Here is a 22825-nt window from a genome sequence, read left to right on the forward strand (position 1 = left end):
GTTGGCCGCAGCATGCGGCCAAGCCGCTATCACACCAGTTGTTCGGCCAGGAACTGCAGCGTGCGACCATGCGCCAAGGCAGCGGCGCGCTGGTTGTACATCTTGGCCCGCCCCCAGCAATTGAAACCGTGATCCGCACCGGGGTAGTCGTAGAACTGCGCATTGCTCTTGCCGGCAAACGCCTGCTTAACCTGCGCCACGATGTCCTGGGTGATGTGCGCATCCTGCTGTGCGTAGTGGAACAGAATCGGCATGGTCAGCTGCTCGGCCAGCGCCAGGTGCTGGTGGATGCCGCCACCGTAGTAGCACACTGCAGCATCCGCCTTGCTCTGTGCCGCAGCACGGAAGGCCAGCTGGCCGCCGAGGCAAAAACCCAGCGTGGCAACCTTGCCCGTTACCTGCGGCATGGCGCGCAGCGCAGCCACTGCCGCCGCCACATCGCTGGCGGCCAGCGCGGTATCCACTTGCTGGTAGTAGCCGAAGGCCTGCTGGCTGCCGGCGTCGTCGTATGTCAGATCCACGCGCGGCGACAGGCGCCAGAACACATCCGGCGCCAGCACCACGTAGCCGTCCTGTGCGTACTGGTCGGCCACGGCGCGGATATGTTCGTTCACGCCCCAGATTTCCTGCACCAGCACGATGCCGGGGCCGTGCCCGGCCGGCGGCAAGCTCAAATAAGCGGAAAAGGTTTCGCCATTGGCGGTTTGCAGATCGATCCAGCGAGAATTCACGGTGGCACTCCTGTATGGGTTGGCCGCAGATGGCGCGGCACTGGCAATACGCCGGGAACTGCTGCATTGTAGCCATCAGCAACGCTTGATAAAGCGGAAGCGGTAGCCAGCGAACATTGCTACCGTAAAACAGTCTGAAAAGTCTGCCTGCGCGACAATTTGCGGCCTTGTCCTTGCCGTGCAGCGCAGAACACAACAAGACCAGAGGGGCCTCGGAAAAGCCTGCTTTTCAAGCAACGCAGTATGGCAACGAAAGCAGCAAATTTTCGAGGTGCCCCATAAGTGCCAGACAAGGATGTCATCATGTCCCACCCAGTCCACCCCGATCTGTTGCCCGCTGGCGTACGCGCCATCGACATTGCCCCCGGCCTACCCGGCCTCGCCTTCAGCCACCCGGCGTTTAGCGCCACGCTCAGCCTGTATGGTGGCCAGCTGCTGGACTTCACCCCCAGTGGCGGCCAACCCTTGCTATACCTGTCGCCACAAAGCCGGCTGGAAGACGGCAAGGCGATACGCGGTGGCATTCCACTGTGCTGGCCGTGGTTCGGCCCGCACCCGCACGATACGGCGCAGCCGCAACACGGCGTGGCGCGCACCGCCATGTGGACACTGAGCGCGGTGGTGCGCAGCGACGACGGGTTTCACGTGAAACTGGCCGGCCCGCGACATGGCATGCTGGAAGCCAGCCTGACCCTGCAGCTGGGGCCGGGCGTGGATATCGCGCTGACCACGCGCAATCTCGGCAGCAGCACGGCAGTTGTCAGCGCCGCGCTGCACAGCTACCTGGCGGTAAGCGATATCCGCCGCATCCGGCTGAGCGGGCTGGAAGGCGCCAGCTACCTGGACAAGCTCAGCGCCGCCAGCTGCCAGCTGCCGGATGCGCCGTGGCAGTTCGATGCCGCCACCGATGCGGTGGTGGCTGCCGCAGGTCCCTGCACGCTGACTGACCCCGGCTGGCAGCGCGCACTGGCCATCAGCAGCAGCGGCTCGGCCACTACCGTGGTATGGACACCGTGGCAACAGGGTGCGGCCAACATGGCGGATCTGCCGGACGAGGGCTGGCAACAGTTCCTGTGCGTGGAAGCGGCCAACGCCGGCAGCGATGCCCGCGAGCTGGCCCCCGGCGCCAGCCACACACTGCGCCAGCAACTGCGGCTGCAGGCGCTATAATCTGCCCCTTCAGTCCGCAATACCGAGAACTGCAGCAATGATGATGCAACCCGACCGCCTGGACCGGTTCTTTCCGATCACCTACCCCAATGGCGCCACTGTCAGCCGTTTCGCCAAGCCCTGCCCGCATTGCCAGCAGCTGGTGAAGGCCAGCGCCATGGAAGGCGTGGCCATCCTGCTGCAGGACAAGGTGTTCGTGCTGGCCGATGCCGAATGCCCGCAGTGCCAGCACCGCTTTGTGGTGAAGTGCGTGATCGATGCCTACAAGCGGGTGTTCCCGGTACAGCTTCCGGTCTTCCTGTATCGCTGGATGCTGCAATGGGGTGCGCGCCGCCAGCTCAAGCTGTTCCGCCAGCAACCGGAATGGCAGCGGGCCCGCCAGCTGGTGGAGGCGATGGACCCGGAGCAGGTAAAGAATGCCGTACAACAGTTGAGCAGCCGGTTGCTGAGCGACAGTAGCGAAGTGGAGAAATCCCCGGACATCGTTGGCAGCTTCCAGAGCCAGCCAATCTACGCCTGGCTGCGCCACGATGGCCGCACGCTGGTGTTCGATCACGCCGCCGCCGGTAGTGATGCGCAATTCCAGCTCAAGGAAGGCGAAGTGCTGTTCGATGGCCGGCTGGTGTACCGCCAGCTGTTGCCGGAACAGGCCTGAGACTGCATCGGTAACAACAAAAACCGCCAGATACGTATCTGGCGGTTTTTTGTTTTGTAGGGCGGAAGCCCGGCAAGCCGAGCGTTCCGCCATCTACTATTTACCAACAACATCATGCGCCCAACCTTGGCAGCCAGTCAGGCGGAACGCCCGCTATGCGGGCTTCCGCCCTACGTTTGGCTACTGATCAGCTGCAGCATGCGCTGGCTGGCACCACGGTGCTGCGCGGTAAATGCCAGCCCTGCCTCATGTATCCGCTGCCGCGCCCCGGCATCCTGTAACAGCTCCAGCACCGCCGACACCAGCGATTGCGCATCGGCCACCTGCCGCGCGGCACCAGCAGCCAGCGCCAGGCTGGCTGCCTCGGCAAAATTGTAGGTAGACGGCCCGATCAGTACCGGCAGGCCGATGCTGGCCGGCTCGATCAGGTTCTGCGAGCCGAAATCCAGCAACGAGCCACCGACAAAGGCCACATCGGCGGCGGCATAGTAGGCAAACAGCTCGCCCATGCTGTCGCCCACCCACACCTGGGTGCCGGCCGCCACCGGCTGCCCGTCGCTGCGCCGCTGCACGCTAAAACCCATATCCGCGGCCAACCTTGCCACGCTGTCGAAACGCTCCGGATGCCGCGGTACCAGAACCAGTAATGCATCACCACACGTGGCTTGCTGCCAGGCTTGCAGAATCAGCGCTTCCTCGCCATCGCGCGTACTGGCGCATACCCATAGCGGCCGGCTGCCGATACGCTGGCGGAATTCCTGCCCCAGTGCCAGCTTGTCCGCCGGCGGGGTGAAATCGTATTTGCTGTTGCCGCACACGCGAACGTTGGCCGCGCCCAGCTGCTGCAGCCGTTCGGCATCGGCTTCGCTCTGTGCCGCCACCGCGGTGAGCGCACGCATCGCCGGGCGGATCAGCGGCCCGATGCGGCGATAGCCACGTAATGATTTTTCCGACAGCCGCGCGTTGAGCAGGAACAGCGGCACGCCGGCAGTACGGCAGGCATGCAGCAGATTCGGCCACAGCTCGGTTTCCATCAGCACACCGAACTTCGGCCGCAGCGCGGCGATGAATCGGCGCATATTGCCGGCACTGTCATACGGCAGGTAGCGGATCTCGGCGTCCGGGTACAGCTCCAGCGCGGTGGCGCGGCCGGTGGGCGTCATCTGGGTGATGACAAAGCGGGCCGCCGGGTATTGCTGGCGCAGCAGTTTCACCAGTGGCAGCGCGGCGCGGGTCTCGCCCACCGATACCGCGTGCAGCCAGATCACCTCGCCGCCATCGCTGCGCGGCAGATCACGGCCAAAGCGCTCGTCCCAGTGTTCGAGATAGGCCGGCGCCTGCCGTGCGCGCTTCCTTAGATAGCGTTTCACCAGCGGGGTCAGCAAGGGCCACAGCGCGCTGTACAGCAGGCGCGCAATCATGCCGCGCTCCGGCAGCGCGCCAGCAACGCCAATACCTCGTCCACTGGCGGAATCACTCCGGCGGCACCGATGTTGGCCGCACGCGCGGTTGCCACCACACCGGTCAACGCCGGGTCGGTATCGGTGTAGATCGCCACCAGCGGCACATCCAGTGCGTTGGCCAGGTGGGTCAGCCCGGTATCCACTCCTACTACCGACGTGGCGTGGCCAAGCATGGCGGCGGCATCACGCAAACGCATGCGCGGCGCCACCACGGCGCCGGGGATGGCTGCGGCCAAGCGTTGCGCCCGCTGCTGTTCCGTTGCATTGCCCCACGGAATCACCGTGGCCAGGCCTTGTGCCTGTAACTGATGTGCCAGCGCTACCCAGTGCGCCTCGGGCCACAGCTTGCTATCACGGCTGGTGGCATGCAGCAGTACCCAGTACGGCGTGGCCGGCAGCCAGTCCAGCCGCGCCGCAGCGCGGATGCCGAATACCGGCGGGCCGCTGAATTGATAACCCAGCGCGGCGGCAAACAGCTGGCGGTTGCGCTCGATGGCAGCCAGCTGCCGGCTGACCGGGTAGCAACGATCATAAAACCGGCTGGCAAGCGGTTCACGGATGCTGGCAGCGTCGTAGCCTGCCAGCGGGCCGTTGGCGAGCTTGCCGGGCAAGGCGCTTTTCAGCAGCCCCTGGGCATCCAGCACCAGATCCCACTGCTGGCCTGCCAGTGCCTGGCGAAGATTTCCCATCTCGCGCCAGGTCTGCCGTTGCAGCAGTTGCTTGCGCCAGCGGCGCCAGGCAATGGGAATGGTGCGCACCACCTGCGGATGCAGGCCAGGAATATCCACAAAGGCTTCTTCCGCCAGCCAGCTTACTTGCATGTCCGGCCGGGCACGAGCCAGATCCGACAGTGCAGGAAAGGTGTGGATCAGGTCTCCCATCGAGGAAGTACGCAATAACAGGAGATTTTGCATGCGCGGGATTGTACGAGCGGGCCTGTGGTTAACCAAGTAAAATCAGCCAGCACCGTTTGTGGATAAGCTGCTGTGGATAAGAAACGCCATATTTACCCACAACTGCTCAGAACACTGCCGGTAGTAGTAACCCACTGCTCATCAACAAGCTAAGCTACTGTCAGGTCAAGCTTTTTGACTGTTATCCACATTTTTTGCTGCCTTTATCCTTATCTTCAATATAAATACGGGTAAACAGGGAACAACAGGATGACTGACGTCTGTGCCTGGCAAAAAACATTGCTGCACAGGCCATGGCGAATAGTGTGGCGTCAGCATGTGGACAACTGCGGTCTCTGAAAAACCGCCAGATTTATCCACAACTGCTGCACTGGAGATCAGGCTGGCTGGGCACAAGCTGCCATGCAATGCAAACCAATGAAAAACAAGCAGAAAATATGGTTTTCCACAGCTGGATAACGCCTTCTTCTGCCTTCATCTTTATAAAAATTGGACTTCTTAAGAAATAATGTCTGCACCGATTAGCGTGGTATTGATCACCAAAAACGCTGCTGCACTACTGGAAAAGTGTCTGCAAAGCTGTGCCTTTGCCGACGAGATCGTGGTGGTGGATTCGGGAAGCAGTGACGAGACGGTGGCGATAGCCTCTGCCTATAAGGCCAGAGTTATCCACCAGGAGTGGCTGGGATTCGGTCCGCAGAAGCAGTTTGCCGTCAGCCAGGCCAGCCATGACTGGGTGCTGTGCCTGGATGCCGATGAGTGGCTTTCAGAAAAATTGCGCAATGAAATCAAGGCATTGCTGAACAATCCACAGCAACTGTCCACCATTGGCGCCTGGCGCTTCGCACGCAGCAACAAGTTCATGGGCCGCTTTTTGAAATTTGGCGAAGGCTATCCGGATTACAGCCTGCGGCTGTTCGACCGTCGTCGCGCCCGCTGGTCGGACGACCTGGTACATGAATATGTGCACAGCCAGGGCGAGGTAGGCACGCTGCGTGGCGACCTGATGCATGAATCCGGCGAAGACATTGCGCTGTACCTGTCGAAACAGAATCGCTACACCACATTGCAGGCGGAAAACCTGTATCAGCGCGGGAAAAAGGCGGGAAGCGCCAAGCTGCTGTTCAGCCCTCTGTTGCGGTTCGTGAAGTTCTACCTGCTGCGACAGGGTTTTCGCGATGGTTTGCCCGGACTTGTCCACATCAGCATTGGCTGCTTCAACAGCTACATCAAGTACGCCAAGCTGATCGAGCTGCACCGGCATGCTGACAGCCAGCACGCGCTGGCCATTGCTGTGGATAACCATCGGCAGGCGGAGTAGCCCCCAGCCGGTGTCGCCATCTGCTCAGAGATTTGCAGCGTTATGCCGCGGTGGAAGCTTGCGCAAGTAGCGATTGCCGGCATGGCTGCGCCTTGTGCCGGCTTGTGAAGGTGTGCAGTAGCGCCGGGGATGGGAATGGCGCTTGCGCAGCTTGGCGGGGCCTTGCTGCGCCATCCACGGCAATGGGGATTACTTTGCCAGCGCGTAATGCAGCCAGGCCAGCAGCCCGAGGTTGGCCGCAACCGTGCCGCGATACCAGAACTGGAAGCTGATCTTGCTGCTTTTGTGGCGCAGTCGGTACTGTGCCAGCATGGCGCCGGGCCAGCCGCCCAGCATGGCCAGCAGGTGTAGCGTGCTTTCGCGGGTGCGCCAGCGGCGGCGGCGGGCGGCACGCTTGTCGTGGGCATACAGCAGGTAGGTGAACAGGCTCAGCAACAGGTACAGCACGGCAATGCCGGCCGGCAAACGGCCCAGCAGGATGCCAGCGGCCAGCAGCACGGCAAACAGCAGCAGTGGCAGGGCGATGCGCGGCTCGCGGCGGCGCGGCAGCGAGGGTTGATGGCTCAGGCGATGGCGCAGCGTAATCTGGCGTACGGCATGGGCGACCAGGCGCCCCTTGGCATCACGGCTCACGTGGTAACTCAGTAGATCGCCATTGGCGGGAGCATGCAGCTGACGCTGGAAGGACTGTTGCTGCACGTAGGCCGGTTCGCCACCACCGTTCGGTGTGATGAAGCCAAAGCCGCGTCGTGGCTGCCAGTTGTGCAATCGGCCCTGAAAGCGCATGTGTGAAAATCCCCCTGTTGCGTGGCAGGGGGATTTTCCATTCTATCGTCATTTATGACAAATGTTTTGCGATACTGCTTGATGCGGAACAATGTCGGCGCTAGCCGCTGTAGTCGCCCCACACCGTCTGCATGGCGCCTACCGCCGCCAGCGCCGCAGTTTCGGTACGCAGGATGCGCGGGCCGAGCTTCAACGGTGTCCAGCCTGCACCGATGGCGGCCTGCTCCTCGTTGCCGGACAGCCCGCCTTCCGGCCCGGCCAGCAACCATGCAGCACTGGGCTGGCTGGCGATATCGGCCAGCCGCTGGCTGCCCAGCGGCGACAGCAGCAGGTGAACATCGGCCGGAGGCAGTGCGGCCAACCATTGCTTGAGGGTAAGAATGGGGCGTACCTCGGGGATCATGTTGCGGCCGCTCTGCTCGCAGGCGGCGATCACGATTTCCTGCCAGCGCTGCACGCGTTTGTCGGCACGATCTCCGGCCAGCTTGACGATGCTGCGCTCGGTGGCCAGCGGCTGGAACGCGCTTACCCCCATTTCCACGCCCTTCTGCAGTGTGAACTCCATGCGGTCGCCGCTGGAAATCGCCTGTGCCAGCCCCAGCCACAGCGGAGACTCGCGGCTGGTGTCGTCAAAGCGTTCAATGCGGCAGCTGGCTTCGCGCTTGGCCAGGCTGCTGAGCGTGGCCTGCCATTCGCCGCCCTGGCCATTGAACAGGGTGATGGCATCGCCTTCGCGCAGCCGCAGTACCTGGATATGGCGCACCACTTCGTCCGGTAGCGCGTACTGTTCTGCCGTGGTCAACACAGCGTCGATGAAAAACCTTGGCATTGCGTGTTGCCCGTAACTGTCGATAACGGTATTTTGCTTGTTTTGCTGCAGTTGCAACAACCACGGCATGCAGCATGGCCCGCATCCGGGCCGTCTTGTCGTACCGCGGCCATCCGCCGCGGCCACCCACCACCATAGCGGGAGAAGACATTGCAGGTAGTCGATGAGGTAATCAAGGTCGTACGCGCGGTCGCCCAGAGCGAGGTGATGCCGCGGTTCCTGCGCGTGGGCAAGACGCGCAAGGAAGACGGCTCGCTGTTTACCGAAGCGGATCTCGCCTGCCAGTCGGCCTTGCAGCAGCAGTTGCCGAAGATTCTGCCGCACCCGGTGCTGGGCGAGGAAATGACCATCGCCGAGCAGGACGCGCTGTGGGCGGAAAACCCGCAGGGGCTGTGGGTGGTGGACCCGATCGACGGCACCACCAACTTCGTCAACGGCCTGCCTTACTTCGCCATTTCGGTGGCGCTGATGGTGAATGGCCGCAGCGAGCTGGGGGTGATCTACAACCCGGTGTCGGATGAAGTGTTCTACGCCCGCCGTGGGCATGGTGCCTATCTCAACGGCCAGCGCCTGCCGCTGAAATCCATGGCCAACAGCATGGGCGATGCCATTGCCGCGGTGGAAATCAAATACCTGCGCTCCGGCAAGCTGGCGGCGCGCATGGGCAGCGTGGCGCCGTTCGGCAGCCAGCGCAGCATGGGTTCCAGCACCCTGGACTGGTGTTTCCTGGCGGCAGGCCGCTACGACCTGTACCTGCACGGCGGCCAGCGGCTGTGGGATTACGCCGCCGGCGCGGTGATCCTGGAAGAAGCCGGCGGGCGCATTGCCAGCCTGAATACCGACGATTACTGGAGCGACACGGTGTGGAAACGCTCCGCCATTGCCGCGCTGGATCCGGCATTGTTCGCGCAGTGGCACCGCTGGGTGCGTGCCAACCAGTAACGCTGTGCGTAAGGAATAAAACATTGCGGCCAACCCTGACTGGGTTGGCCGCAAGTGTTTTTGCGCTGCGCTGCTGTTGCCCTAGTTAGCTGCCCGCCGCCAGCCAGGCGGCAAAATCCTGTGCCATCTCGGCGCTGAGTTGGTGTCCACAGCGGTAGCGCTGCAATTGGTGCGGCACGCCAAGCTCACTCAGCCAGGCATCGGCGCGCTCCGCCCAGGAAATGGGCAGCTTGTCGTCGAATTCACCGTGGCCGATGAAGGCTGCTAGCCGTGCCAGGTATGCCGGCTCGCCGATGATAGCTGCAATTTCCGGCAAGATACGGCCGGATAGCAGACCAAAGCCTGCCACCTGCTGCGGCGCGGTCAGCGCCACGCTGGCACTCATGATGCCGCCCTGGCTGAAGCCGGCCAGCACGGTATGCGCGGTATCGATGCCGTATTGCGCCTGAAGGCTGGAGCACAGCTGCAGCAGCTGACGGCGGCTGCTTTCCGCCTGTTGCGCATCGATACGCGGGCCATCTGGGCCGAAGCTCACCTGGAACCAGCCATACTGCTGCGGTCCGAACACCAGCGGCGCGCGCAGCAGTACCACCTGTACCCGCTCGTCCAGCAGTGGCTGCAGGCCGGCAAGGTTCAACTCATTGCCCCCTACGCCATGCAGTAGCATCAGCAGCACGCTGGCTGGCTGTGGGCTGCTGCGCGGCAGCGCGCGGTAGATCAGGCCGGAGGCGGCGTCCTCAATGGCGGGCGGCATGCTGGTGTCGGTCATGGCGATTCTCTGTCGATGGCTGGGATGCAGCATTGTGCTGGCCAGGGGAAAGCGAATAAACAGTGTATGGAGAAAGGGATTGTTACCGCTGGTGACACAATGCCACCGTGGCTGTGCTGATGAAAAAATGCGGCCAACCTTTGCCCAAAGGTTGGCCGCAAGCATTACTAGCCACAATTAGCGCAACACGATCAGCATGCTGCCGGCCACGCTGGCGGCGGCGCCCAGCCAGGCCAGGGCTGGCGGGCGCTGGCCCATTACCGCCCACAGCATTGGCAGGATCATCACCGGGGTCATGGCCGACAGCATGCCCACGGTGGCGACGTTGCCTCCCTTGAGTGCCAGCATCACCAGTGTCATGCCCACGCCCTGGCCGATCAGGCCGTTGAGCACGGTCTGGCCGAACAAGCGTGGCGCCAGCGGGCTTTGCAGCCGCGCATGGCGGTTGCCGCTGGCCCACAGCAGCCAGTGCGCACCGCAGCTGACGGCGATGCGCAGACCGTTGGCCGCAACCGGGTCGATGCCGGCGGCCATCACCGGCTTGGCAAGAAAAGTCCCCAGCGCCTGGCACAGCGCGGCGGTCAGCGCCAGGGCCACGCCTAGCTTGAGGCCCTGACTGTGTTCCCCGTGGTGCTGCTGGCTGTCGCGGCGGCCGAAGGCGATGGCGCACAGCACGCCAGCGAACACCAGCAGGCTGCCACCTGCCGCTGCCAGGCTCAGTCTTTCGCTGAGCAGCAGCACGCCCAGGCTTACCGAGAATACCGAGTGGGTGGCGAACAGCAGGCCGGTGCGGCGTGGGCCGATGCGGTTCATGGCGGCGAACATCAATGTATCGCCGAGGAAGATGCCGGTGAGACTGGAGCCAGCCAGCAGAGCCAGCTGGCTGCCGTTGAGCATCTGCCAGCTGCCACTGGCCAGTGCGAAGCCGCCCAGCAGCAGGGTGAGCAGGCTGAGGCGAATGCGGGTAAAGCCAAAGGAGCCCAGCTGCCGCGACGGCGTGGCGCCGATGATGGAGCTGAGTGCCCAGCAGCTGGCGGCACCGAGGGCGGCCAGGTCGTAGAACAACATGTTCAAGCTTCCTGTGTTGTGTTGTCGTCCAGCAGGAGGATCTCTACCCGTTCCTTGCCCTTGCCCACGTTTTTGCGTTTCAGCGCGATGCGGCCAACCTCGCCGGTGTGCTGCAGGTGGGTACCGCCGCAGGGTACGCGGCAGTAGCCGGGCACTTCCCAGTAGCGGCGCTCGTTGGCCGCATCGGAAAACGCACTGATGATGGGGGAATCGGCGTCGATCAGTGTCTGTACCTTGGCACCGATGGCGGCCAGGTGCGGGGTGATCGGCTGCGGCAGCGCAAAGTCGATGCGCGCCTTGTGCTCGCCGATGTGGGCGCCGATTTTCTCTACGCCGTCGAAATCGCGGTAGATGGTTTCCAGCGTCAGCTCGGCGGCGAAGTGCAGCCGCATCAGCCGGTAGCGCCGCGGCCAGTCGATATGCACGTTCACCGCATCGCCAGGCTGCAGGCCATGGCCATCAGCCAGGGTGTAGACGATATCGTGGCCTTGCTTTTCCGCTTGCAGCACCGGCAGGCCGCCAATGCTGCCGCGGTCGCTCTCCTGGCCGCCGCTTTCGGCATAGAAGATGGTTTCCCGCAAGGTGATGCGGTTGCCGTCCACCGTGGCGACGCGGCTGGCGAGTTCGCTCTGGTACGGGTTGTCCCAGAAGGTCTTGTGCGTCATGCCGGTTTGCTTGCGGTGGCCAGGCGTTGGTACACATCCGGGTCCAGCTTTTCCATGATGCGTTCCGGCGCGCTCAGCGCGGTAAAGCCGTACTGCGCGTACAGGCCGTGGGCGTCGGCGGTGGCCAGCATGAAGCGGCGCAGGTTCTGCAGCTGCGGGTGGGCCTGGATATAGGTCATCAGCGCCTTGCCCACGCCCTGCCCGCGCACGCTGTCCAGCACGAACACATCGCCCAGGTAGGCGAAGGTGGCGTAGTCGCTGATCACCCGCGCAAACGCCACCTGCTTGCCGTGTGCGTCGTAGCCGCCGATGCACAGCGCACCGTCCAGCGAGCGTTCGAAGATGTCACGCGGCAAGCCGCGTGCCCAGTAGGATTCGCCGCTCAGGTAGCGGTACACCATGTTGCGGTCCAGCCGCTGCTTGTCGGTATCGAATTCGATGCTCATGTCTGTCTCCCTTGCAGCCTGTAACGCTACTGCCGGGCAGGCGTGGCGACAAGCGGCGGGGACAGAACACTGTGTGATGGCGTCTGCCAAAAACAATGCGGCCAACCCGTTGCCAGGTTGGCCGCATGAGTCCGCTTGCTGTCGCCGCTTACGCCTGCTGCAGCTGGCGTTCCTTCCAGTAGCTCAGCAGGCCGTGGCCGGAGTACAGCGCCAGCGCCAGCCAGATCAGCGTAAAGCCGACGGCATGCGCCTGGTCGAACGGCTCCCCGTACAGCCATACCCCCAGTGCCAGCACGATGGAAGGCGCCAGGTACTGGATCAGCCCGACGGTGGCCAGCTTCAGCCGGCGGGCACCGCTGGCGAACAGCAGCAGCGGCACGGCGGTGACCACGCCGGCACCCATCAGCAAGGCATCCTTGTCGAACCCAAACTGACCGAAGGCGCCGTTGCCCTGCCACTGGAACCACAGCAGCAGGCCTAGCGCCAGCGGGGTGAGCAGAAAGGTTTCCAGTGCCAGGCCTTCCAGCGAAGGCAGCGGCGCCTTCTTGCGCAGCAGGCCGTACAGGCCGAAGGTGCCGGCCAGGCTCAGCGCGATCCACGGCAGCGCGCCGGCATGGAAGGTGATCCAGCTGACGCCCAGCGCGGCCAGGGCCACGGCGATGGTTTGCGGCCGGGTCAGCCGTTCCGACAGGAACACCCGCCCCAGCAGCACGTTTACCAGCGGGTTGATGAAGTAGCCGAGGCTGGCTTCCACCACGTGGCCGGCGTTCACCGCCCAGATGTAGATCAGCCAGTTGCCGGACAGCAGCAGGGACGACAGCGCAAAGATGGCGACGCGGCGCGGCTCGCGCAGTGCATTGCCCAGCCACGCCCAGTTGCGCTGCCACAGCAGGATCATGGCCACGAACAGTGCCGACCACACCACGCGGTGGCACATGATCTGCAGGGCGGGCACCTGATGCAGCGGTTTCCAGTACAGCGGAAACAGGCCCCAGATGAAGAAGGCGCCGATGGTGTACAGCACACCGCGGCTGGTTTCGTGATGGGAGTTCGACATGATGGTGACCAACGTTGGCCGCAGCGGCTTATGGCCGGGCGGCAATGACAGAGCCTGCACTGTAACCATCTGCCACGCACATCTCAATCGCTGTATCAGAAACGCTGTGTTCATGCCGCCTTTGCTGCATTGGCACATTTGCCGCAATCCACTAGGTAGAGACCGCAAAAAACGACAAACACTTTGACGTTTACGTTTACGTCAATTAATGTCCGCAGCAGCCGGCGCACAGACGCCTTGCCACCTATAAAGACAGAGAGCCAGCCAGATCGGGACCGCTCACAAGGCCCACCCGACCCGTTGCCACAAGCAAAACATGGAGGAGAAACCATGTCGATTCGCCACGTCGAACTGGAAGACAAGTACACCGCCCCTACCGGCGAAGTGTTGCTCAACGGCATTCAGGCGCTGGTGCGCCTGCCGATGATGCAGCAGGAACGCGACCGCGCCGCCGGCCTGAACACCGCCGGCTACGTTACCGGCTACCGCGGCTCGCCGCTGGGCAACGTCGACCAGATGATGCAGAAGGCGGAAAAGCACCTTACCGCGCATAACGTGGTGTTCCACCCCGGCCTGAACGAAGACCTGGCCGCCACCGCAGTGTGGGGCACCCAGCAGGTGAACATGTTCGACGGTGCCAAGTACGACGGCGTGTACGCCATGTGGTACGGCAAGGGCCCGGGTGTGGACCGCTCCGGCGACGTGATCAAGCACGGCAACGTGGCCGGCACCAGCAAGCACGGTGGCGTGCTGCTGATCTGCGGCGATGACCATGCCGCCAAGTCCTCTACTTTCCCGCACCAGTCCGACCATATCCTGGCTGCCAGCATGATTCCGGTGCTGTCGCCGTCCGGGGTACAGGAAGTGCTCGACATGGGTCTGCATGGCTGGGCGATGAGCCGTTATTCCGGCTGCTGGGTATCGATCAAGGCCATTTCCGACACCATCGAAAGCGCCGCCGTGGTGGATGTGAGCCCGGAACGGGTACAGCCGGTGATTCCGGCCGACTTCCCGCTGCCGGAAGACGGGCTGTCGATCCGCTGGCCGGATACTCCGCTGGCGCAGGAAAAGCGCGTGCTGCACCACCGCCTGTACGCGGCGCTGGCTTACGCCCGTGTCAACAAGCTCAACCACGTCACTCTGGATTCGCCCAAGGCGCGGCTGGGCATCATCACCTGTGGCAAGAGCTACCTGGACGTGATGCAGGCGCTGGACGACCTGGGTATCGATGAAGCGTTGGCCGCAGACATCGGCCTGCGCATCTTCAAGGTGGGCATGGTGTGGCCGCTGGAGCCGGAAGGCGTGCGCCAGTTTGCCGAGGGTCTGGATGAAATCCTGGTGGTGGAAGAAAAGCGCCAGATCATCGAATACCAGTTGAAGGAACAGCTGTACAACTGGCGCGACGACGTGCGCCCGCGCGTGGTAGGCAAGTTCGCCGAGAAAGGCGAATGGGCGCTGCCGCACGGCGACTGGCTGCTGCCGGCCGCCGGCGAGCTGACCCCGGCGATGATCGCCCGCGCCATCGCCAAGCGTCTGGCCAATATCTACGACAGCCCGGTGATTCACGACCGGCTGAAGTTCTACGAAGACAAAGAAGCGCAGCTGGTGAAGCCGCGCGAGGCCATCGCCCGCGTACCGCACTACTGCTCCGGCTGCCCGCACAACACCAGTACCCGCGTGCCGGAAGGCAGCCGCGCGGTGGCCGGCATCGGCTGCCACTACATGGCGCACTGGATCGAGGGCGACAGCACCAAGACCTTCACCCAGATGGGCGGCGAAGGCATTACCTGGCTGGGCCAGGCGCCGTTCACCACCACCAAGCACATCTTCACCAATCTGGGTGACGGCACCTATTTCCACTCCGGCCTGCTGGCGATTCGCGCCGCGGTGGCCGGCAAGGTGAACATCACCTACAAGATTCTGTACAACGACGCAGTGGCGATGACCGGCGGCCAGCATGTGGACGGTTACCTGGACGTGCCGATGATCACCCGCCAGGTGCATGCCGAAGGCGTGAGCCGCATCGTGATTACCAGCGACGACCCGGACAAGTACCGCACCGCCCACGGCCTGAAGGAAGGCCTGGCACCGGGGGTGGAAGTGTTCCATCGCCGCGAGCTGGATCGCATCCAGCGCGAGCTGCGCGAGATCGAAGGCACTACCATCCTGATCCACGATCAGACCTGTGCCGCCGAGAAGCGCCGCCGCCGCAAGCGCAAGGAGTTCCCGGATCCGGATCGCCGCGCCTTCATCAACGAACGTGTGTGTGAAGGCTGTGGCGACTGCAGCAAGAAATCCGGCTGCCTGTCGGTACTGCCGGTGGAAACCGCCATGGGCCGCAAGCGCAAGATCGACCAGAGCAGCTGCAACAAGGACTTCAGCTGCGTGGAAGGCTTCTGCCCCAGCTTCGTGTCGGTAGCCGGCGCCAAGCTGAAGAAATCGGGCAATGGCAAGGCCAGCCTGGACAGCATGGGCGCGCTGCCTATGCCCACCCTGCCATCGGCGCACGAGCCGTACGGCATCATGGTGACCGGCATTGGCGGTACCGGCGTGGTCACCATCGGCCAGGTACTGGGCATGGCTGCCCACCTCGACAACAAGGGCGTGACGGTGCTGGACATGGCCGGCCTGGCGCAGAAAGGCGGCTCGGTGTGGTCGCACGTGCGCATCGCCGACAGCCAGCAGCAGCTGCACGCGGTACGTATCGCCGCCGGCGACGCCAACCTGATCCTGGGCTGCGACCTGGTGGTGACTGCCGCCGAGGAAGCCATGGCCAAGATGCGCGACGGCTTCAGCCACGCGGTGGTGAACAACTACGAATCGCCGACCAGCGCCTTCCTGAAGAACCCGGACGTGCGCTTCCCGGCCAAGGCCATGAAGGACGCCATCATCGAATCGGTGGGTGCGGCCAACTATGCCGAGGTGAACGCCACCCGTATTGCCACCGCCCTGCTGGGCGACGCCATCGCCGCGAATATGTTCATGCTGGGCTACGCCTGGCAGCGCGGCCTGGTGCCGGTATCGCTGGAAGCCATCATGCATGCGGTGGAATTGAACGGCGCGGCGGTGAAGTTCAACCAGGACGCCTTTACCTGGGGCCGCCACGCCGCGCACGATCCGGCCAAAGTGGAAGCGCTGGTGGCGCCGTCCGCCGTGGTGCAGTTCGTTCCACGTGAAACCGTGGAAGGCGTGCTGCATCACCGCAGCAAGGAACTGGTGGCCTACCAGGACGAAAAACTGGCTGCCCGTTACAAGGCGCTGGTGGAGCGTGTGAAGCAGGCCGAAGAGCAGGTGAACCCGGCCAGCAGTGCACTGACCCTGGCGGTGGCCAAGAACTACTACCACCTGCTGGCCTACAAGGACGAGTACGAAGTGGCGCGCCTGTACAGCGATGGTGAATTCCTGCGCGACCTGGCTGCCCAGTTCGACGGCGACCTGAAACTGACCTTCCATTTTGGCGCCAGCTGGATGACCGGCCACCAGCCGAAGAAGATCAACCTCGGCCCGTGGGCGCTGAAGGCGATGGGGGTGATCGCCCGCTTCAAGGGCCTGCGCGGCACGGCGCTGGACCCGTTTGGCTGGCAGGCCGACCGCAAGCTGGAACGTGCGCTGATTGGCGAGTTCGAGCTGCTGGTGGAAGAGCTTACGGCCAAGCTGAAGCTGGGCAACCTGGCAACTGCTACCGAGATGGTGAAACAGTACGAAGGCGTGCGTGGCTTCGGCCACGTGAAGGAAGCCGGTCTGAAGGCCGCGCGGCAGAAACTGGCCGAACTGCGCAAGCAGTTCGATGCCCAGCCCAGCAGCAAGGGCGCGGCAGCATAAGGATTGGATGTAGAGGGTGTTCAGCGGGCCGCTTGGCCCGCTTTTTTTATGTGCTGGCGAAAATTGAATGGCGGGTGCGCTGGATCAAGGTTTTTCTATATATATCGTTCTACGATATATTTGTGCAGTGGCCGCTTGTGTCCTGCCAGCGGATCGAGGAAATCATCATGGCTCCACGCTTTCAATTGCTGTCTGTTGCCGACTACCGCCAGCGTGGCGACAACGTGTTCCTGGTTAGCCCCAGCTGGCCTACCGGCCTGCCGCGGCGCAGCATCACCCGCGCGCACTGGTTGCCGCGCGTAGCCCCGGCGGATGGCCTGCTGGCCTGGCTGCGGCGCGATGAAAGCCGCTGGCCGTATTTCTGTGAAAGCTACTGGGCGGATCTGGCGGCTAACCCGGCTCGCTGGCAGCCGCTGCTGGATGCCGCGCGGCAGCACGAGCAGGTATTGCTGCTGCACGACACGCCAATGGTGGAAGCCAACCCGTTCGAGGCGCTGGCGCAATTTCTGGAAGCGCGGCTGGCGGCGAATGACTGGCGTGCCGGTTCCAGCTTGCTGGCCTCGCCGGTGTGCTACGCCGCCGAATTCGAGCAAGACCATGAATTGTGATACGGTGGCGCAGTTTTCACGCTGCCGCCCCGTCATGACCCAGCCTGCCCCGCTCAGCAAGGAAGATTTTCAGCGCCTGGCCGATTTCCGCTATCGGCTGCGGCGCTTTTTGCGTTTCAGCGAGGAACTAGCGCAGCAGCACGGGCTGACCCCGCAGCAGTACCAGGTGCTGCTGCAGCTGCGTGGCTATCCGGGCCGCGACTGGGCCACGGTGGCGGAACTGGCCGAGCGACTGCAGACCCAGCATCACAGCGTGGTGGGGCTGATCAGTCGTTGCGAAGCGCTGGGCCTGGTACAGCGCTCCCCCGGGCGTGATGACAAGCGCTGCGTGGAGGTGAGCCTGCTGCCGCTGGGCGAACAGCTGGTGGAGGACATGGCGCGCGCGCACCGTGACGAATTGCTGGCGCTGCGCCAGCTGGGTGGCTTCGCCTCGCTGGAGCTGCTGCTGCATGGCGGGCCGGACAGCCAGGAGCCGGCAATCTGACAGCCTGAGCCGTATCAGCTGGGAAACAGGCTCAGGCGGCGGGCATCGTCTACAGCCTTTTCCATATCGTGGCTTTCGTCCTGCCACACCCATACCTTGTGCAGCGGATCAAATGCTTCCACCAGCCACAGCCCGCCCTTGCTGTCCTGGGCGACCAGGCGCGCGCGGGTTGGGCGCTGGTAGTTGAAAATCACTGCCTCGCTGGTGGCGGGGGATTTGGGTTTGGCTAAGCGGGCCAGCATGATGCGCTCCTGCAGAACATGTGCATGCTGCATTGCAAGATACGTGCCTGCGTTTTTGGTGGCGGCAGCGGTGTTTTGTGTCTTTGCTGGTGCATGGCGGCCAGTGGCTGGGGCTGCCTGCACCGTGCTGAGGCCGATATTGTAAATGTATCGTGATGCGATATATTTATATTGCCACTCGCGCCATTACAGGAGAACCATCATGACTCCGCTGACTCCGTTCCGCATGTTGCTGTCCTCCCACCACGGCTGGGATGAGCTGGCTACCCGTCACCCGGGCAGCAGCCGTGTCTTTGCCCGCGTGGTGCTGCCTGCCTCTACCCTGGCCGCCGCCATGCTGCTGTATGCCGGCCATGTGAATGGCCCGGTTTATGCGGCCAACCTTGCCATGCTGCGCTGGGATGTGATGGTGCTGCTGTTCTGGTGCGCCTGCTGGGGCAGCGTGCAGCTGATGGCCGGCTTCATCCGCATGGCGGTGCATGCCGAGGCCCGCCCGCCCTATGCCGACTGCTACCGGCTGGCGGCGCTGGCCGCGCTGCCGATCTGGCTGTCCTCGCTTGGCCTGTTGCTGCCGTGGCCGCTGTTCAATGCTGCAGTTGGCGTGCTGGGCCTGCTGGCTTCCGGCCTGCTGCTGTACCACGGGCTGGATGCGCTGTTCGAGCACGATGACTCGGTGCGCACCGAGTCGCTGGCCTACACCGTGTTCAGCGTCGGCGCGCTGCTGTGGAGCCTGCTGGTGGCGCTGATTCTGCTGCCGTTGCTGTAGGCGGCTGTTGGCGGCGCCGCTCAGCGGCACAGCCGCCGCGACAGCGGCTCTGCCAGCAGCAGCACCCCGACCAGCCGGCACAGCTGGAAGGCGATGATGGTGGGCACATCCAGCCCCATCGCCTTGGCGGTGAGGCACATTTCGGTGATGCCGCCCGGCGCCAGCGCCAGAATGGTCTGCGCCGGCGCCAGGCCGCTGCCCCAGGCCAGCAGCAGTGCACCGGCGAGGGCCAGCAGCAACAGCAGCAGCAGGCTCAGCAGAAAGGCACGCATGAAGGCCGGTGCGGCCAACAGCTCATCGCGATCCACCCGCGCGCCAAGTGCAATGCCGATCAGCAGCTGCGCCAGCTCCACCCAGCCGGTTGGCAGGCGCCCGACCAGTTCGCCACTGCTGGCCAGCAGCAGGCTTACCGCCAGCGGGCCGATGAACCACGGGTTGGGCAGCCGGCGGCGCCATAGCAGCCAGCCGGCCAGCAGCGCCGGCAGCAGCCATGGCAAGGCACTGGCGCTAAGCGCCGGCAGCGCGGCGCTGCCGTTGGCGGCCATATGGCCGAACAGCGCAAACGCCCCCGGGTACAGCAACACCACCAGCAGCACCCGCAGGCTCTGCCCCAGCACGATCCATTCGCTCTTGGCGCCGCGGCGCGCACCGATGGCAGTCATCTCCGAGGCACCGCCCGGCAGTGCCACCAGCCAGGCGGTAAGCGGGTCCAGCGTCGGCAGCAGCCGGCGCATCAGCTGCATCGACAGCCAGGCCAGCAGCAGCGCGAACGCCACCGCCAGCAGGATCCACGGCGCCAGCTGCAGCGTGCGTGCCAGCGCCTGCGGGCTGAAGGTGAGCCCCAGTGCCACGCCGACGATTGCCTGCCCCACTTCTCGGCTGTGACGGATGCTTTTCAGATCGGCATGCAGCAGCTTGCCGGCCATTACCGCCAGCAAGGGGCCGATCAACCATGGCAGCGGGCCGCCGATGGCCCGCCAAAAAAAGACGCCAGCAAGACTGACGAGCAGTGTGCTGGCGTAAGGTAAGTACAACATCGCTTGTACCGGGAGTACTCAGTATGGCTGCGGCGGCTGGCGCCGCAGCACGGAGAGGGTTGGCCGCAGGGTTTAGCCTTCCAGCAGGCGCTGGCGGCGTTTCAGCAGCGGCGGCACCACCAGGATGGCTACCGTCACCAGCAGGATGGTCAGCGAGATCGGGTGGGTCAGGAACACCGTCAGGTCGCCCTGATTGATCGACATGGCACGGCGGAAGTGCTTCTCCGCCATCGGGCCGACGATCAGCCCCACCACCAGCGGCACCACCGGGAAGTCATAGCGGCGCATCAGGAAGCCCAGCACCCCGATCACGTACAGCAGCATCAGGTCGAACCAGCTCTGGCGCAGCGCATAGGCGCCCATGGTGGCCAGTACCACGATGCCGCCGTACAGCAGCGGGCGCGGCACCTTCAGGAACTGTACCCACAGCCCTACCAGCGGCAGATTCAGCACCAGCAGCATGGCGTTGCCGATGTACAGCGAGGCGATCAGGCCCCACACCAGCTCCGGGTTGGTATCGAACAGCAGCGGGCCGGGCACGATGTTGTACTGCTGGAACGCCGACAGCATGATCGCCGCGGTGGCCGAGGTCGGGATGCCCAGCGTCAGCAGCGGCACCAGCGTGCCGGTCACGGCGGCATTGTTGGCCGCTTCCGGGCCGGCCACGCCTTCAATGGCGCCCTTGCCGAATTCCTTCTGCACTTCCGGGCTGGCCAGCTTGCGCTCCGCCGAGTAGGACAGGAAGGTCGGCATCTCGGTACCGCCGGCCGGCAGGGTGCCGAACGGGAAACCGATGGCGGTGCCGCGCAGCCACGGCTTCCACGAGCGCTTCCAGTCGGTCTTGCTCATCCAGAAGCTGCCGCCCATGCGTTCCAGGCCAGCCTTGATCCTGTTCTCGTAGGTGGCGGTGTACAGCGTCTCGCCAATGGCGAACAGGCCCATGGCCACCACTACGATGTCGATACCGTCGATCAGCGGCAGCTGGCCGAAGGTGAAGCGGCTCTGCCCGGACTGCGGCTCGATGCCGATCAGGCCCATGGCCAGGCCCAGCAGCAGCGCGATGAAGCCTTTCAGCGGCGAGTTACCCAGCACCGCGGATACCGCGGCAAAAGTCAGCATCATCAGCGAGAAGGTTTCCACCGGGCCCAGCTGCAGCGCGAAACCGGCGATTACCGGTGCCAGCAGCGTCAGCAGCACGGTGGCGATGGAGCCGGCCACGAAGGAGCCGATGGCGGCTGTGGACAGCGCCGGGCCGGCGCGGCCGGCCTTGGCCATCTTGTTGCCTTCCAGTGCCGACACGATGGAGCCGGCTTCACCCGGGGTATTCAGCAGGATGGAGGTGGTGGAGCCACCGAACATGGCGCCGTAGTAGACACCGGCCAGCATGATCAGCGCGCCGGTTGGGTCTACGCTTTGCGTCACTGGCAGCAGCAGCGCCACGGTCACCGCCGGGCCCACGCCCGGCAGCACGCCGATGGCGGTGCCCAGGGTACAGCCCAGCAGCGCCCACAGCAGGTTGGCCGGCGTCAGCGCTGTGGCAAAGCCCAGACTGAACAGGGCATTCAAGGATTCCATTTACAGTACTCCCCCCGGCAGCAGGGCCGGCAGATTCAGCCCCAGGGTCTTGAACAGGTGGAACAGGCCGAGGGCCAGCGCGAACGACAGCAGCAGGTCCAGTGCCGGGCGGCGGGTTTCCAGTGCGCGGCAGATGCCGAAACACAGCAGGGTGCCGGCAAGGGTAAAGCCGACAATGCCGATCAGCGCCATGTGCGCGATCAGGCTGCCGCTGGCGATGACGAACATGCGCCAGTCGGCTTCGCCACGCTCGGCTTGTTCTTCGGCTTCCAGGGTGTCCGTGTCGTCCTCTCCGTCGCTGAGCACGGTGTCCGGCCCGTTACGGTGGCGACGCTGCATCAGCAACGCGCCACCGGCAACGATAAGACCGACTACCACCAGCGAAGGAAAGAAGCGCGGACCGATACCGGCATAGCCGGCATCATCCGGGATATCACCCAGCTGCCAGGCCATTACCAGGCCCAGCAGGATGATCCCGATGGCGAGCCACTGCTCGCCGGTTACGCGCTTGATCATGGCTTAGTTACCCAGCTTCAGTTTCTTCACGGTAATGGCGGTGCGCTTCACGTCTTCATCCAGGAAGGCCTTGAAGCTGTCGCCGCTTTGCAGCATGTCCAGCCACTCCATCTTTTCGGCCTTGGCTTTCCAGCTCGGCGACTTCACCGCGGCTTCCACCGCCTTGATCAGTGCCGCTTTCTGCGCAGCATTGATGCCCGGGGCACCGAACACGCCGCGCCAGTTGTACACCACCACGTCAGTACCTTGCTCGCGCAGGGTCGGTACCGGGATGTCCGGGTTGCGGGTAGCGGCGGAGATACCCAGCGCGCGCACCTTGCCGGCCTTGATCAGGTCGGCCAGTTCACCGTAACCGCTGATGTAGGCGGCAATCTGGTTACCCAGGATGGCAGCCTTGCCCTCGCCACCGCCGGCAAACGGGATGTAGTTCAGCTTGTCCGGATCCACGCCGGCCTTTTCCGACATCAGGCTGGCCATGATGTGGTCGATACCGCCGGCGGAGCCGCCACCGATGCTCACGCTACCCGGATTGGCCTTGTAGGCGGCCATCAGGTCCTTCACGGATTTGTACGGCGAGGCAGTCGGCACCACGATGACGTTGAACTCGCCCATCAGGCGGGCAATCGGCGTCACCATGCCGAAGTTCACCGGCGACTTGTTGGTTTCCAGCGCGCCCACGGTTACCGCACCGGCTACCAGCAGCGCGTTGGGGTTGCCTTTTTCATTGTTGACAAACTGCGCCATGCCGATGGCGCCGCCGGCGCCGGCCTTGTTTTCCACCACGACGTTCTTGGCGTAGCCGGTAGCCTGCAGCGCCTCGCCCATGGTGCGGGCCACGGTATCGAAACCGCCGCCCGGGTTGGCCGGGGCCATGATCTTGAACTGGTCAACCTGTGCCTGGGCGGCAAACGGTGCCATGGCGATCAGGCAGGATGCGATCAGTGCTTTCAGTTTCATTG

Annotated in this window: 23 protein-coding genes; 8 read left to right on the top strand and 15 right to left on the bottom strand. The window is 64.0% G+C overall.

The genetic code is table 11. The features are described 5' to 3' along the window. Window positions 1-29 precede the first annotated feature (29 nt). Window positions 30-731 (bottom strand): dienelactone hydrolase family protein, encoded by a 702-nt coding sequence (locus ACFOKJ_RS14405; protein ID WP_390280818.1) that lies wholly within the window; start codon window positions 729-731, stop codon window positions 30-32. Between the two features lie 303 nt (window positions 732-1034). Between ACFOKJ_RS14405 and ACFOKJ_RS14410 the strand changes: the two genes are divergently transcribed. Both ACFOKJ_RS14410 and ACFOKJ_RS14415 read left to right on the top strand, forming a co-directional pair. Continuing rightward, window positions 1035-1901 carry a D-hexose-6-phosphate mutarotase gene (locus ACFOKJ_RS14410; RefSeq protein ID WP_390280821.1) on the top strand — a complete coding sequence of 289 codons (867 nt, stop codon included), beginning with the start codon at window positions 1035-1037 and terminating at the stop codon, window positions 1899-1901. Window positions 1902-1938: 37 nt separating this feature from the next. Beyond that, window positions 1939-2556, top strand: a complete 618-nt coding sequence (locus tag ACFOKJ_RS14415) for a hypothetical protein (RefSeq protein ID WP_390280823.1) — start codon at window positions 1939-1941, stop codon at window positions 2554-2556. Between the two features lie 170 nt (window positions 2557-2726). Here the strand turns inward: ACFOKJ_RS14415 and waaA are convergent, their stop codons facing one another. Further along, window positions 2727-3977, bottom strand: coding sequence for a lipid IV(A) 3-deoxy-D-manno-octulosonic acid transferase (waaA, locus tag ACFOKJ_RS14420; protein ID WP_390280824.1), 1251 nt, complete (start codon window positions 3975-3977; stop codon window positions 2727-2729). Further along, window positions 3974-4933, bottom strand: a complete 960-nt coding sequence (gene waaC / locus ACFOKJ_RS14425; protein WP_390280826.1) for a lipopolysaccharide heptosyltransferase I — start codon at window positions 4931-4933, stop codon at window positions 3974-3976. The genes waaA and waaC overlap by 4 nt, the downstream gene beginning before the upstream one ends. 508 nt (window positions 4934-5441) lie before the next feature. Here waaC and ACFOKJ_RS14430 point away from each other — a divergent pair. Then, window positions 5442-6254: a glycosyltransferase family 2 protein gene (locus ACFOKJ_RS14430; protein WP_390280828.1), complete on the top strand. Its 813-nt coding sequence runs from the start codon at window positions 5442-5444 to the stop codon at window positions 6252-6254. A 189-nt stretch (window positions 6255-6443) separates the two neighbouring features. Here the strand turns inward: ACFOKJ_RS14430 and ACFOKJ_RS14435 are convergent, their stop codons facing one another. Together ACFOKJ_RS14435 and ACFOKJ_RS14440 are read right to left on the bottom strand one after the other, a co-directional pair. After that, a complete protein-coding gene (locus tag ACFOKJ_RS14435) occupies window positions 6444-7040 on the bottom strand; it encodes a DUF1294 domain-containing protein (RefSeq protein WP_390280830.1) in 597 nt (198 codons plus the stop codon). Window positions 7041-7140: 100 nt separating this feature from the next. After that, complete coding sequence (locus tag ACFOKJ_RS14440; RefSeq protein ID WP_390280832.1) at window positions 7141-7869, bottom strand: 16S rRNA (uracil(1498)-N(3))-methyltransferase; 729 nt, start codon at window positions 7867-7869, stop codon at window positions 7141-7143. A gap of 150 nt (window positions 7870-8019) precedes the next feature. Here ACFOKJ_RS14440 and ACFOKJ_RS14445 point away from each other — a divergent pair, with 150 nt between their 5' ends. Beyond that, the gene (locus ACFOKJ_RS14445) at window positions 8020-8811 is read left to right on the top strand and encodes an inositol monophosphatase family protein (RefSeq protein ID WP_390280834.1); all 792 of its coding nucleotides are present in this window, start codon (window positions 8020-8022) and stop codon (window positions 8809-8811) included. Window positions 8812-8896: 85 nt separating this feature from the next. On the opposite strand, the gene ACFOKJ_RS14450 is transcribed toward ACFOKJ_RS14445, so the two are convergent. From ACFOKJ_RS14450 to rarD, 5 genes are all read right to left on the bottom strand, one after another. Then, the gene (locus ACFOKJ_RS14450; RefSeq protein WP_390280836.1) at window positions 8897-9580 is read right to left on the bottom strand and encodes an alpha/beta hydrolase; all 684 of its coding nucleotides are present in this window, start codon (window positions 9578-9580) and stop codon (window positions 8897-8899) included. A 177-nt stretch (window positions 9581-9757) separates the two neighbouring features. Further along, window positions 9758-10648, bottom strand: coding sequence for a DMT family transporter (locus ACFOKJ_RS14455; protein WP_390280838.1), 891 nt, complete (start codon window positions 10646-10648; stop codon window positions 9758-9760). Between the two features lie 2 nt (window positions 10649-10650). Next, a complete protein-coding gene (locus tag ACFOKJ_RS14460) occupies window positions 10651-11313 on the bottom strand; it encodes an alanine--tRNA ligase-related protein (protein ID WP_390280840.1) in 663 nt (220 codons plus the stop codon). Then, entirely contained in the window at window positions 11310-11759 is a 450-nt protein-coding gene (locus tag ACFOKJ_RS14465; protein ID WP_390280842.1) for a GNAT family N-acetyltransferase, read from the bottom strand. Before ACFOKJ_RS14465 ends, ACFOKJ_RS14460 begins: the two co-directional genes overlap by 4 nt. 148 nt (window positions 11760-11907) lie before the next feature. After that, entirely contained in the window at window positions 11908-12816 is a 909-nt protein-coding gene (gene rarD, locus ACFOKJ_RS14470) for an EamA family transporter RarD (RefSeq protein WP_390280844.1), read from the bottom strand. 330 nt (window positions 12817-13146) lie between these two features. On the opposite strand from rarD, the gene ACFOKJ_RS14475 reads away from it, so the two are divergent. The 3 genes from ACFOKJ_RS14475 to ACFOKJ_RS14485 all read left to right on the top strand — a co-directional run bounded on the left by ACFOKJ_RS14475 (window position 13147) and on the right by ACFOKJ_RS14485 (window position 17730). Then, window positions 13147-16638, top strand: coding sequence for an indolepyruvate ferredoxin oxidoreductase family protein (locus tag ACFOKJ_RS14475; RefSeq protein WP_390280846.1), 3492 nt, complete (start codon window positions 13147-13149; stop codon window positions 16636-16638). 167 nt (window positions 16639-16805) lie between these two features. Further along, complete coding sequence (locus tag ACFOKJ_RS14480) at window positions 16806-17246, top strand: DUF488 family protein, N3 subclade (protein ID WP_390280849.1); 441 nt, start codon at window positions 16806-16808, stop codon at window positions 17244-17246. A gap of 34 nt (window positions 17247-17280) precedes the next feature. Then, entirely contained in the window at window positions 17281-17730 is a 450-nt protein-coding gene (locus tag ACFOKJ_RS14485) for a MarR family winged helix-turn-helix transcriptional regulator (protein ID WP_390280851.1), read from the top strand. A gap of 14 nt (window positions 17731-17744) precedes the next feature. On the opposite strand, the gene ACFOKJ_RS14490 is transcribed toward ACFOKJ_RS14485, so the two are convergent. Next, window positions 17745-17972 carry a hypothetical protein gene (locus ACFOKJ_RS14490; RefSeq protein WP_390280853.1) on the bottom strand — a complete coding sequence of 76 codons (228 nt, stop codon included), beginning with the start codon at window positions 17970-17972 and terminating at the stop codon, window positions 17745-17747. Between the two features lie 202 nt (window positions 17973-18174). On the opposite strand from ACFOKJ_RS14490, the gene ACFOKJ_RS14495 reads away from it, so the two are divergent. Further along, a complete protein-coding gene (locus ACFOKJ_RS14495; RefSeq protein ID WP_390280855.1) occupies window positions 18175-18738 on the top strand; it encodes a YIP1 family protein in 564 nt (187 codons plus the stop codon). Between the two features lie 20 nt (window positions 18739-18758). On the opposite strand, the gene ACFOKJ_RS14500 is transcribed toward ACFOKJ_RS14495, so the two are convergent. The 4 genes from ACFOKJ_RS14500 to ACFOKJ_RS14515 all read right to left on the bottom strand — a co-directional run bounded on the left by ACFOKJ_RS14500 (window position 18759) and on the right by ACFOKJ_RS14515 (window position 22823). Beyond that, window positions 18759-19775, bottom strand: a complete 1017-nt coding sequence (locus ACFOKJ_RS14500; RefSeq protein ID WP_390280857.1) for an AbrB family transcriptional regulator — start codon at window positions 19773-19775, stop codon at window positions 18759-18761. A gap of 72 nt (window positions 19776-19847) precedes the next feature. Then, window positions 19848-21350 carry a tripartite tricarboxylate transporter permease gene (locus tag ACFOKJ_RS14505; RefSeq protein WP_390280859.1) on the bottom strand — a complete coding sequence of 501 codons (1503 nt, stop codon included), beginning with the start codon at window positions 21348-21350 and terminating at the stop codon, window positions 19848-19850. Then, on the bottom strand, window positions 21351-21866 hold the full coding sequence (locus ACFOKJ_RS14510; protein WP_390280861.1) for a tripartite tricarboxylate transporter TctB family protein: 516 nt from the start codon (window positions 21864-21866) through the stop codon (window positions 21351-21353). A gap of 3 nt (window positions 21867-21869) precedes the next feature. Beyond that, window positions 21870-22823: a Bug family tripartite tricarboxylate transporter substrate binding protein gene (locus ACFOKJ_RS14515; protein ID WP_390280863.1), complete on the bottom strand. Its 954-nt coding sequence runs from the start codon at window positions 22821-22823 to the stop codon at window positions 21870-21872. Window positions 22824-22825: the final 2 nt, after the last annotated feature.

The organism is Vogesella amnigena (assembly GCF_042648905.1).
Lineage (GTDB): Bacteria > Pseudomonadota > Gammaproteobacteria > Burkholderiales > Chromobacteriaceae > Vogesella > Vogesella amnigena.

What these genes read in the sequence shown, in the direction of transcription:
- ACFOKJ_RS14410 (WP_390280821.1), top strand. Translation starts at nt 1,035, where the DNA reads ATGTCCCACCCAGTCCACCCCGATCTGTTGCCCGCTGGCGTACGCGCC.
- ACFOKJ_RS14415 (WP_390280823.1), top strand. Translation starts at nt 1,939, where the DNA reads ATGATGATGCAACCCGACCGCCTGGACCGGTTCTTTCCGATCACCTAC.
- waaA (WP_390280824.1), bottom strand. Translation starts at nt 3,977, where the DNA reads ATGATTGCGCGCCTGCTGTACAGCGCGCTGTGGCCCTTGCTGACCCCG.
- waaC (WP_390280826.1), bottom strand. Translation starts at nt 4,933, where the DNA reads ATGCAAAATCTCCTGTTATTGCGTACTTCCTCGATGGGAGACCTGATC.
- ACFOKJ_RS14430 (WP_390280828.1), top strand. Translation starts at nt 5,442, where the DNA reads ATGTCTGCACCGATTAGCGTGGTATTGATCACCAAAAACGCTGCTGCA.
- ACFOKJ_RS14435 (WP_390280830.1), bottom strand. Translation starts at nt 7,040, where the DNA reads ATGCGCTTTCAGGGCCGATTGCACAACTGGCAGCCACGACGCGGCTTT.
- ACFOKJ_RS14440 (WP_390280832.1), bottom strand. Translation starts at nt 7,869, where the DNA reads ATGCCAAGGTTTTTCATCGACGCTGTGTTGACCACGGCAGAACAGTAC.
- ACFOKJ_RS14450 (WP_390280836.1), bottom strand. Translation starts at nt 9,580, where the DNA reads ATGACCGACACCAGCATGCCGCCCGCCATTGAGGACGCCGCCTCCGGC.
- ACFOKJ_RS14455 (WP_390280838.1), bottom strand. Translation starts at nt 10,648, where the DNA reads ATGTTGTTCTACGACCTGGCCGCCCTCGGTGCCGCCAGCTGCTGGGCA.
- ACFOKJ_RS14460 (WP_390280840.1), bottom strand. Translation starts at nt 11,313, where the DNA reads ATGACGCACAAGACCTTCTGGGACAACCCGTACCAGAGCGAACTCGCC.
- ACFOKJ_RS14465 (WP_390280842.1), bottom strand. Translation starts at nt 11,759, where the DNA reads ATGAGCATCGAATTCGATACCGACAAGCAGCGGCTGGACCGCAACATG.
- rarD (WP_390280844.1), bottom strand. Translation starts at nt 12,816, where the DNA reads ATGTCGAACTCCCATCACGAAACCAGCCGCGGTGTGCTGTACACCATC.
- ACFOKJ_RS14475 (WP_390280846.1), top strand. Translation starts at nt 13,147, where the DNA reads ATGTCGATTCGCCACGTCGAACTGGAAGACAAGTACACCGCCCCTACC.
- ACFOKJ_RS14480 (WP_390280849.1), top strand. Translation starts at nt 16,806, where the DNA reads ATGGCTCCACGCTTTCAATTGCTGTCTGTTGCCGACTACCGCCAGCGT.
- ACFOKJ_RS14485 (WP_390280851.1), top strand. Translation starts at nt 17,281, where the DNA reads ATGACCCAGCCTGCCCCGCTCAGCAAGGAAGATTTTCAGCGCCTGGCC.
- ACFOKJ_RS14490 (WP_390280853.1), bottom strand. Translation starts at nt 17,972, where the DNA reads ATGCTGGCCCGCTTAGCCAAACCCAAATCCCCCGCCACCAGCGAGGCA.
- ACFOKJ_RS14495 (WP_390280855.1), top strand. Translation starts at nt 18,175, where the DNA reads ATGACTCCGCTGACTCCGTTCCGCATGTTGCTGTCCTCCCACCACGGC.
- ACFOKJ_RS14500 (WP_390280857.1), bottom strand. Translation starts at nt 19,775, where the DNA reads ATGTTGTACTTACCTTACGCCAGCACACTGCTCGTCAGTCTTGCTGGC.
- ACFOKJ_RS14505 (WP_390280859.1), bottom strand. Translation starts at nt 21,350, where the DNA reads ATGGAATCCTTGAATGCCCTGTTCAGTCTGGGCTTTGCCACAGCGCTG.
- ACFOKJ_RS14510 (WP_390280861.1), bottom strand. Translation starts at nt 21,866, where the DNA reads ATGATCAAGCGCGTAACCGGCGAGCAGTGGCTCGCCATCGGGATCATC.
- ACFOKJ_RS14515 (WP_390280863.1), bottom strand. Translation starts at nt 22,823, where the DNA reads ATGAAACTGAAAGCACTGATCGCATCCTGCCTGATCGCCATGGCACCG.